At 71.4% G+C, this 1,729-nt stretch carries 2 protein-coding genes; one reads left to right on the top strand and one right to left on the bottom strand.

The window, feature by feature from the left end; all coding sequences use genetic code 11:
• Window positions 1–160 precede the first annotated feature (160 nt).
• Window positions 161–652, top strand: coding sequence for a GFA family protein (locus B8460_RS17895; protein WP_048862981.1), 492 nt, complete (start codon window positions 161–163; stop codon window positions 650–652).
• Window positions 653–727: 75 nt separating this feature from the next.
• Here B8460_RS17895 and B8460_RS17890 read toward each other — a convergent pair.
• Window positions 728–1,729 (bottom strand): pyridoxal phosphate-dependent aminotransferase (locus B8460_RS17890; RefSeq protein WP_048862980.1); only part of this gene is annotated, 1,002 nt, incomplete at its 5' end.

The raw sequence follows: 1,729 nt of genomic DNA, 5'->3' as shown, positions 1-1,729 counted from the left end.
GCGGCGCCCGACGCGGCCGAGCCGTGGCGCGCGCGAGCGGCGGATGGAGGAGAAGGGCCGGCGCGGCGCGATCAAGCGCGGCCGCCGACCGGGCGTCGTGGATGACTGACCCGCAACGATCCCGCCGGCCGCACCGGCGGCGGCCGAGGAGGTTCCCGGGATGCGACTAGACGGCTCCTGTCAGTGCGGCGCGGTGCGGTTCTCGCTCCGCTCGGCCCATCCGGTCCCGTATCAGCGATGCTATTGCGGCATCTGCCGCAAGACCTCCGGCGGCGGCGGATATGCGATCAACATCGCGGGCGACGCGCGCACGCTCACGGTCGAGGGCGGGGCGCAGGTCGCGGTCTATCACGCCCACATGCGGGGGCCCGACGGCCGCGACGACATCAGCACGGCGGAGCGGACGTTCTGCCGCGTCTGCGGCACCGCGCTGTGGCTGTTCAGCCGGGAGTGGCCGGACCTGATCCATCCGCTGGCGAGCGCGATCGACACGCCGCTGCCGCAGCCGCCTTCGGTGACGCACATCATGCTCGCCTACCGGCCGGCCTGGGTCCGGCTGGACGCGCGGCCTGGCGATGTGTGTTTCGACGAATATCCTGCGCAAAGCATCGCCGACTGGCACCGGCAGCAAGGGCTTGAGGCGAAGGAATAGCCGCAGGCGTACCCTTCCACCCACAGGCAAGGCGATGCCCCGCGCGTGGACGTGAGGGCATGGGCTCGGCGCGCGCTACGTCCAGCCTTGCAGGCGGGCGGCGGCCTCGATCATGTCGGCCTCGGGGCCGCAGTAGCTGAAACGCACGTAGCGATGGCCGCGCGCGCGGTCGAAATCCACGCCGGCACTCGCCGCGATGCCGCATTCGGCCAGCATGCGGGCGCAGAAATCGAGGCTGTCGCTGGTACGGCCCGACACGTCGGCGTACAGATAGAAAGCGCCCTCGGCGGGGCCGAGATGCGGGAAGCCGGCGGCCGGCAGGGCCGCAAGCAGGTGATCGCGCGACCGGCGATAGCGGGCGACGTTGGCCTGCAGCTCGTCATGACAGTCAAAGGCGGCTTCGGCCGCGATCTGGCTGATATGCGGGGCGCTGATGAAGAAGTTTTGCGCCAGGCATTCCGCGGGGCGCAGCAGGTCCTCGGGCAGCACCATCCAGCCGATGCGCCAGCCGGTCATCGAGAAGTATTTGGAAAAGCTGTTGACCACGATCGCGCCCGGAATGCCCGCCGCGGTCGCGGCGGCCTGGCCGTAGGTCAGTCCATGGTAGATCTCATCGCTGACCAGCCGCACGCCGTGGGCGACGCACCAGGCCCCGATGGCCGCCAGTTCGTCAGGATGCAGCATGGTCCCGGCGGGATTGCACGGGCTGGCGACGATCAGGCCGTCGGGCGGCGGATCGAGGGCGGCCAGTGCCGCGAGGCTCGGCTGAAAGCGCGTCTCCGGCCCGGCTTCGATCACCACCGGCGTGATGCCGAGCGCCGTCAGTATGTTCACGTAAGGGGGATAGAACGGCGCGGCGAGGGCCACGCGGTCGCCGGGGTCGAAAGCCGCCAGAAAGGCGAGGGGGAACGCGCCCGAAGCGCCGGTGGTGACGGCGATGCGCGCCGGCGGGAGGCTGATGCCGTACCAGTCCGCATAGTGGGCCGCGATGCGCGCACGCAGTCCGGCCCTGCCGAACGCCTCGGTGTAGCCGAGCGGGTCGGGCCCCGCGAGGGCGGCGGCGGCGGCGCGGCGGGC

Origin of the sequence: Acidisphaera rubrifaciens HS-AP3 (genome assembly GCF_000964365.1) — a bacterium.
In the GTDB taxonomy this organism is placed as follows: Bacteria; Pseudomonadota; Alphaproteobacteria; order Acetobacterales; family Acetobacteraceae; genus Acidisphaera; species Acidisphaera rubrifaciens.
The sequence above is the reverse complement of the archived record's forward strand: the minus strand, read 5'-3'. Positions and strand labels throughout refer to the sequence as shown.